6 protein-coding genes and 1 pseudogene are annotated in these 8,657 nt (G+C 32.4%); all 7 read left to right on the forward strand.

Features of this window, described 5'->3' with window-relative positions:
• Positions 1-364 precede the first annotated feature (364 nt).
• Positions 365-979: a hypothetical protein gene (locus V6137_RS19580; protein WP_425449653.1), complete on the forward strand. Its 615-nt coding sequence runs from the start codon at positions 365-367 to the stop codon at positions 977-979.
• A gap of 151 nt (positions 980-1,130) precedes the next feature.
• Positions 1,131-2,885, forward strand: coding sequence for an FAD-dependent oxidoreductase (locus V6137_RS19585; RefSeq protein WP_425449654.1), 1,755 nt, complete (start codon positions 1,131-1,133; stop codon positions 2,883-2,885).
• On the forward strand, positions 2,872-4,125 hold the full coding sequence (locus V6137_RS19590) for an NAD(P)/FAD-dependent oxidoreductase (protein WP_425449655.1): 1,254 nt from the start codon (positions 2,872-2,874) through the stop codon (positions 4,123-4,125). Before V6137_RS19585 ends, V6137_RS19590 begins: the two co-directional genes overlap by 14 nt.
• Before the next feature lie 188 nt (positions 4,126-4,313).
• Positions 4,314-4,694, forward strand: a complete 381-nt coding sequence (locus V6137_RS19595) for a DUF1667 domain-containing protein (protein WP_425449656.1) — start codon at positions 4,314-4,316, stop codon at positions 4,692-4,694.
• The gene (locus V6137_RS19600) at positions 4,687-6,240 is read left to right on the forward strand and encodes an FGGY-family carbohydrate kinase (protein ID WP_425449657.1); all 1,554 of its coding nucleotides are present in this window, start codon (positions 4,687-4,689) and stop codon (positions 6,238-6,240) included. Before V6137_RS19595 ends, V6137_RS19600 begins: the two co-directional genes overlap by 8 nt.
• Positions 6,241-6,267: 27 nt before the next feature.
• Positions 6,268-7,995: an FAD-binding oxidoreductase gene (locus V6137_RS19605; RefSeq protein ID WP_425449658.1), complete on the forward strand. Its 1,728-nt coding sequence runs from the start codon at positions 6,268-6,270 to the stop codon at positions 7,993-7,995.
• Positions 7,996-8,337: 342 nt separating this feature from the next.
• Positions 8,338-8,657: pseudogene (locus V6137_RS19610) on the forward strand (hypothetical protein); the annotation flags it as partial.

Consider the following 8,657-nt stretch of genomic DNA (forward strand, 5'->3'; position numbering starts at 1 on the left):
GTTATATTTTAAATATCATTTGATTACTGTTTGTCAAGGGCGGCTACGGTGGACTTAGTATAATTCCACTGGTTTATCCCAGTATTATCCATAACATTAGTTTTTCATAGAACTTTTTACATTACCATTTAACACTCATATTATACCATTTATATTTATCTAAGTCATTTTATGTTATATTATTTTTAATAATAGTATTTAGGTCAATTACTTTCCATGGATGTAAGATTACTAATTCATATCTACTCTTGCTGTTAGTACTCTTAAATAAGTGAGAATATAAATAGTTGTATTCTCACTTATTTCTCGATAGTGCTAAAAAACATAAATTGAAATTTATAGAAATATACTGTAATATATACCTATGGAGGTGATATTTATCAAAAGTAATAAGTTTTTAAATTTAAAGAATTTAGCTATTATTTGTCTTTTAATATCTTTAGTATTTAATATTATCATTTATAAAGATTATAAATATCAGAAACATTTTTTCAATAGATACCGTGATATTATAGAATCTCATTCTATAAACTCAATTGACGATGCAAAGTCAGATGTTGAAGCATTAAATATAGTAAACTCTCCATATGCTAAAGTTAAGCGTTTGATTATGGCAAGTAGGGAAGTAATGAATACTTCAAAACATATCGGTGACTATTCAATTTATTTAGATTATAAAGATAAAGATAGAGGGTACGGTGGAAACTACCGTGCTTATAAATTTTTTAATCAATATAGACTTGTTCTAGAAAACTGGGCAGCAGCTATACAATTTAAAGACGTAGAAAATCAACCTTCAGATGAAGATATTAAAAATATGATTAAGGATTTAGATAATATTAAAAATGCCTTAATAGAACAACCGGAAGATTTAACAATGGATAAGTTAAATAATATAATAAAGAGATTAATAGAAGAAACTAAGACAGAAGATGTTAAAGAGTTTTTGCGAGAGGCAAATATATTTTTAGGTAAGTAGTTATTTATAATGAGTAGGGACTGGATATCCAGTTCCTACTTTATTTTTATATAAAAATAAATTAAAAGTAATGTTTCCCACCCTTAAAGAATATACATATTATTAAACAATAAGACATCCGGACATCATCACTGGTAAAGGGGGAGGGATAATGAGAAAGGTAGTTGATATTGAAAAGGATATAAAAAAGGAGATATCAAAAGATATCACATGTACCCAGTGGCATTCATCGGTTCTATTAGAGGGGGTAGTGGATACGTGGGATGAAGTTGTTTTAGCTGGGAAAATTGCCGCTAAAGGTGGATATAAAGGTGTAGTTAATAAACTAGAGGTAAAAAATTTAAATATACCGGATATGAAAAAACCATTAATTAGTGACAATATATTGGACAAGAAAAGGGTAGATGTTCTTATAATTGGAGGGGGAATTACAGGAGCCTCTATAGCTAGGGAGTTATCAAAATGGAATGTTAGTATATTATTAGTTGATAAAGAAGAAGATCTTGCTATCCATGCTTCCTCTAGAAATGATGGAATGATACATCCAGGGATTAGTCCTAAACCAGGAAGTAAAAGAGCTAAGTTTAATGTTAAGGGTAATAAGATGTATAGTAGGATAGCTAAAGAATTAGACGTTCCCTTTAGAAGAATAGGATCTTTAATATTATTTGATAAGAAATTTATGAGACTTGCTATGCCCTTTATAAAAAGAAGGGCAAAACTAAATGGAATAGAGGGGATAGAGTATCTTAATAGAAAGAAAATACTAGAGCTAGAGCCATCTATAACTGAAAATATAACCGGTGGTTTTTATATTCCCAGTACAGGGGTTTTGTCACCCTATAAGATGACCATAGCCTATGGTGAAAATGCAGTACTAAATGGTGTGGAGATATCATTTAATACTTTAGTAAAATCCATGGAGAAAAAACACGGTAAAATAATATCTGTTAAAACCAATCGAGGAACTATATGTCCTAAAGTGGTTATAAACGCAGGGGGAATATATAGTGATAAAATAGCAGATATGGCAGATGATATGTTTTTTACAATACATCCTAGAAAGGGAGAAATTATATTAATAGATAAGAAAAAAGGAGAATTATTAGATACAGTAGTAGCTAAACCATCAATCGGAAGTACTAAGGGAAATACAAAGGGAGGAGGCATAGTTAAGACAATAGATGATAATTTACTGATAGGTCCTGATGCCTATGAACAACCCTATAGAGAGGATTATACAACTAATCGAGATAATATATCAAATCTTATGGAGAAATTCTTACCATTGTTGCCTAAACTGTCATCTAAGGATGTAATAACCTATATGGCTGGAACTAGAGCCTCTACATATGAAGAAGATTTTATAATAGAAGCTTCAGAATACGTTGCTAATCTAATCCATGCAGCAGGAATTCAGTCTCCAGGTCTTGCTTCAGCCCCTGCCATTTCCGAGGAAATAGAGAAAATAACTATAGAGAAATTAAGTAAAATAACCAATGTTAAAAGAAAAGAAAATTGGAATCCAATAAGAAAAGGTATACCTAGGTTAAATGATATGGATATTGGTAAAAGGAATAAGTTTATAAAAAACAATCCTAATTATGGAGAAATAGTATGTAGATGTGAAGAGATAAGTAAAGGGGAAATTATAGAAGCTATACATGCACCTATACCTGCTAAAACCGTTGATGGTATAAAAAAAAGAGTAAGGCCTGGAATGGGAAGATGTCAAGGGGGATTTTGTATGCCCTTTATAACTAAAATAATTGAAGATGAGTTGGGAACTGATATGACTAAAATAACTAAAAAGGGAAAAGGCTCTGAACTTCTTGTAAATAAAACTAAGGATAATAATATATATGAAAGTAGGGAGGTAGGGGGACAAGAGCATGAAAGAGTATGATTTAGTGGTATTAGGAGGAGGCCCAGCAGGATTAGCAGCTGCCCTTAAGGGATATGAAAAAGGAGTTTCCACATTAATAATTGAAAGGGAAAAGAGAGTCGGGGGAATATTAAAACAATGTATACATGATGGCTTTGGAATAGTAAAGTTTAAAGAAAGACTAACTGGACCAGAATATGCCCAAAGATATATAGATATGGTGAAAAATAAAGATATATCTATAATGACGTCTACCTTTGTAATTGATGTTAAAGGGGGGAAGGACGGTTATATTTTAACCATATTAAATCCCAATAATGGTGTGATAAAGATAAAGGCAATATCATTAATCCTAGCCAATGGATGTAGGGAAAGAACGGCTAAACAGGTATTTATCCATGGAAATAGACCAGCAGGGGTTTTCACTGCGGGAACGGCACAATACTATGTAAATATATTGGGATATCTTCCATGTAAAAAATGTGTTATACTTGGGAGCGGTGATATTGGACTTATTATGGCCAGAAGATTAACATTGGAAGGAACTAAGGTTTTAGGGGTATATGAAGCTAAAGATATACCATCGGGTTTAAATAGAAATATATATCAATGCTTAATTGACTATGATATACCATTGTATCTATCCCATACAATAACAAGGGTGATAGGAGATAATAGGGTAGAGGCAGTGGAAATCTCAAAGGTAGATAAAAATATGAAACCAATAAAGGGAACTGAAAAGATAATTGAATGTGATGGAGTAATATTATCGGTGGGACTAATCCCAGAAAATGAAATAGCGGAATTATTAAATATAGATATTGATGATGATACAAAAGGTCCCTATGTTGATCAAAACTTTATGACAATGAAGGATGGAATATTCTCCTGTGGAAATGCCCTTCATGTAAATGATTTAGTAGACTATGTTTCGGAAAGTGGAGAAATAGCTGGGGAAAATAGTGCTAGATATATAAAAGAAAGAAATGAAAGAAAACTGATAAAAGTTAATAAAAGTAGAGAATTCTTATATACTGTTCCCCAGTATATAGATATAAAATCAAAAAATAAAAAGATTATAATATACTTTAGAAGTAAAGAAAATATGAAAAATGCTAGAGTTAAAATAACCAGTAATAATAAAATAATATTTAATAAAAAATATAGATTTCTAAAACCCCCTGAAATGGAACGAATAGAGATTGATTTAGATGATATAGAGAAGGGAACAAAGGAGATTAATATATTGATGGAAACTTAAGCTTAAAGTATACATGTGGAAAGTTAACGTAGGGTCTGGGCATGCCCAGACCACCGCCCTGAAAGCGGCGGAGCAATCAGCTTGCTGATTGCATTGGTGGGGAATTTCTACTATCCCAACTCATTTAAAATTTACAATTTAAAATTAACCAATGGAGCTTAAGCTCTATTGGTTTTGGGGGTATAATCATGAAAGAAATTATATGTATTGTGTGTCCCAGTGGATGTCCATTGAATGTCTACAAAGGTGAAAATAATAACTGGATAGTCAAAGGAAACAAATGTCCAAAGGGGAAGGACTTTGCTATAAATGAGATGACAAATCCCACTAGAACAATATGTACCACAGTAAAAACTTCTATTAAAGACTTTCCGAGGGTTCCAGTAAGAACTGATGGGGAAATACCTAAAAAATATATTTTTCCCCTTATGAAATTGATTAATGATATAGAAATTAATGAACCATTAAAAATGGGAACGGTAGTATTAAAAGACATATTTAATACAGGAATTAATGTTATAACAACGGCAAATATAGATAATACACTAGGAGATGATAAAAATGAATGAACCATTGATACTGGCAATCGATTGTGGAACTCAAAGTATAAGGGCTTTATTGTTTGATAAAAAGGGAAATTTATTAAAAAAAGAAAAGGCAAAATTTAAACCATATTTTTCTGTAAAACCAGGGTGGGCAGAGCAAGATCCCAATATATATTGGAAAAATCTATGTAAAATATGTTTAAAGATGAAAAACGAGAATTATAAACAATGGGACAGAATTGAAGGGGTTGTGGTAACCACCCTTAGGGATAGTTGTGTAAACTTAGATAAAGATGGTAATGTATTAAGACCGATAATACTATGGTTAGACCAAAGAATGGCAGAATGTAAAGAATCATTACCTATATTAGGGAAGTTAGCCTTCAAAGCTGTTGGAATGAAAGAAGCCGTTGAAGTGGCAAGAAAAAAAACAAAGTCCAATTGGATTAAGGAAAATGAACCGGAGATTTGGGATAAAACCTATAAATATTTATTATTATCTGGATTTTTAACATATAAATTGACGGGAGATATGGTGGATTCAGTGGCAAGTCAGATAGGACATATTCCCTTTGACTATAAAAATAAAAAGTGGTTAAGTAAAACCAGTATTAGATGGCCTATCTTTTCAATAGAGGAAGACAAATTGCCAAGGTTAGTTGAACCGGGAGATATATTAGGATATATAACTAAAGAGGCATCAGAACTTTCAGGAATAAAAGAAGGGTTACCTGTTATTTCAACAGGTTCAGATAAAGGTTGCGAAACATTAGGCAGCGGATGTGTGAATAGTGAAAGTGGAAGTATAAGTTTAGGGACCACATGTACTATACAAACTACTTCTAAAGAATATTTTGAACCATTAAAGTTTATGCCCTCCTATCCAGCAGTAGTGCCGGGGTATTATAATGCTGAAGTGGAGATATTTAGGGGATATTGGATGATAAGTTGGTTTAAAAGTGAATTTGCCCAAAAAGAGTTAATAGAGGCGAAGGAAAAGAATATAGCTCCAGAGGAACTATTAAATGAAAGGTTAAATCATATACCACCAGGCTCCCATGGGCTTATACTACAACCCTTTTGGGGCCCAGGACTTAAAAACCCTGAAGCTAAAGGTTCTATTATTGGGTTTGGAGATGTTCATACTAGGGTTCATATATATAGGGCTATAATAGAGGGAATAAATTATGCCCTTATAGATGGTATAGAAAAGATAGAAAGAAAATCAGGAAATAATATAAAGCGTATTACAGTTTCTGGGGGAGGCTCCCAAAGTGATGCCATTTGCCAAATAACTGCAGATATGTTTAATAGACCGGTATATAGAACCCAAACCCATGAAGCCAGTGGTTTGGGGGCTGCTGTAGTTGGGTTTGTAGGAATAGGAGTATATAACTCCTATGAAAAAGCAGTAAGGGAAATGGTGCATTACACCAGTGAATTTAAGCCAACAGAAAAAAATGTAGGTATATATAGGGACTTATACGAAAATGTTTATAAAAAAATATATCCAAGACTTAAAGATCTATATAAGGATATCAAAGATATAACTGGATATCCAGAGTATTAGGGGGGAATTTAAAAAGGGGGAGAAGAAATGTCTAAAGAGTACAAAGGTTTTGAACCAAAATGGCATAAAGAGGCGCCACCTAAAGGGAGTTATCGTTCCATATTTAAATGGGGGAATCCAGAGGATTACAAGATTCCCAATGAAAGATTATATAATATGATGAAAAAGAAATTTGGTATAACAGATGACGACTTTAAAGAGTCTAAAGAGTTGGGATTAGAAGAAGTAAAGTTTAATAAAGAAATTAATTTAACAGAAGAACAAATAGATACATTTAGAAAGATAGTGGGAAAAGACAATGTAAAAACGGATAACTATACAAGATTACAGGTAGCCTATGGAAAAACAATGGTAGATGTTATGCGACTTAGAAAAAAGATAGTTGAAAATATTCCTGATATAGTTATATATCCAAGGGATAAATATGATATAGAAAAGATAGTTAAATACTGTACTGAAGAAAAAATACCACTATATGTATATGGGGGAGGTTCCTCTGTTACTAGAGGAGTAGAATGTGTTAAGGGGGGAGTTTCTCTAGATATGAGGGTTCACTTTAATAAAGTAATAGAGTTTAATGAAACAAATCAAACCATTACTGTTGAAGCGGGAATGTCGGGACCTAAACTTGAGAAGGTGCTAAATGATGCTCCTAACTTATTTGACGCTAAGAGAAAGTACACCTGTGGTCATTTTCCCCAATCCTTTGAATATTCAGTTGTAGGGGGATGGGTTGTAACAAGGGGTGCAGGGCAAAACTCCACTTACTTTGGAAATATAAAGGATATGGTTATGGCACAGGAATATGTAACTCCAGTGGGAACAATAAAGAGTGGGGAGTATCCTGCTGAGGCAACGGGACCATCTATTGATGAAATAATGATGGGCAGTGAAGGAACCTTTGGAGTATTAACCCATATAACATTAAAGGTATTTAGATATATGCCTGAGAATCAACGGAGATTTAGCTATATATTTAAAACTTGGGAAGATGCAAGAAATGCTGCTAGGGAAATAATGCAGTCCCAATTTGGATATCCATCGGTATTTAGACTATCGGATCCTGAAGAAACCGATGTAATGCTAAAGCTTTATGGAGTAGAAGGAACGGTTCTAGATAAACTAATGACTGTAAGAGGATTTAAAGAAATGGAAAGATGTTTGTTTTTAGGATTTACCGATGGAGAAAAGGGTTTTACTAAAAATATAAAAAGGAGGTTACATAAAATATGCAAAAGATACGGTGCCATGTACTTAACAGGTTACCCAGTAAAGGGATGGGAAAAAGGCCGATTTAGAGATCCATATATGAGGGATATTATGCAGGATTTTGGAATTATGACCGATACCTTAGAATGTTCAGTAACATGGGATACAATGGAAAAGGTTCATAAGGGAGTCCGAAAATATTGTAAAAGTAGACCAAATACTATATGTATGACCCATATGTCCCATGTATATCCCCAAGGGGCAAACCTTTACTTTATATTCATAGCTAAAATGGATAGTATCGAAGAATATTTAGATTATCAGTATGGAATCCTTGATAATGTTCAAAAATATGGAGCAGCCATGAGTCACCATCATGGTATAGGAAAAATGACAGCCCCCTGGCTTGAAGGACAAATAGGGGAAAATCAAATGAAAATATTTAAGGCCTTGAAAAATCACTTTGATCCAGATAATATTATGAACCCTGGAGGAACATTGGCTTTAGATTTGGATGATAGTGAGAAGAGGTTTAATAAAAAGTAGAGGAGAATTTATTCTCCTCTACTTTTTATTAAAGAAAAAAACAAAAGAAAATCAAACTGCCAAACATGTAGGGCCTGTATAAATTAAATCCCTTCACTGAAGGAATAGGCGAGGAAGTATGTTCAGTTGTTGGGGGATTCGTAATCCCCCGACCCATACCCCAAATATCATACCAAAAAACATAATAAAAGGCAATATTCCATTATATTAAAATAAATTCCAAAATATGCTTGTAATTCCAATGAAGTTTGTGTATAATTGAATTAACAATATATAACATTAATGCAATGTAAAAACATCAAAAATATGAAAAAAATATAATTAAAGGGGACAAGCTCGTCAATGATTAATAACAGACTAAAACTAAAAATAATTGTTATTTTTTTAACTATAACATCTATAATTAGCATTAACTCTAAAATCCTAGCTAAAGAAGAGGATAAAATTATCATAAATTATTTTTACATAACTTCCTGTAGTACCTGTGATGAAATAGAAGGCTTATTAGAAGAAGTAAGTAATGAAGAAAATATAAAAATAATAAAAAAGAACATAGGTGTGAAAGAAAATTACAATAAATTTTATGAGTTCCTTGAAAAATATAATGTTCCATCAAATGTTAAAGGAATAGTTCCAGCTATATTCACCGAAGATAAGTATTT

The sequence above is a fragment of the Dethiothermospora halolimnae genome, assembly GCF_037577855.1.
GTDB classification, from domain to species: domain Bacteria; phylum Bacillota; class Clostridia; order Tissierellales; family VENL01; genus Dethiothermospora; species Dethiothermospora halolimnae.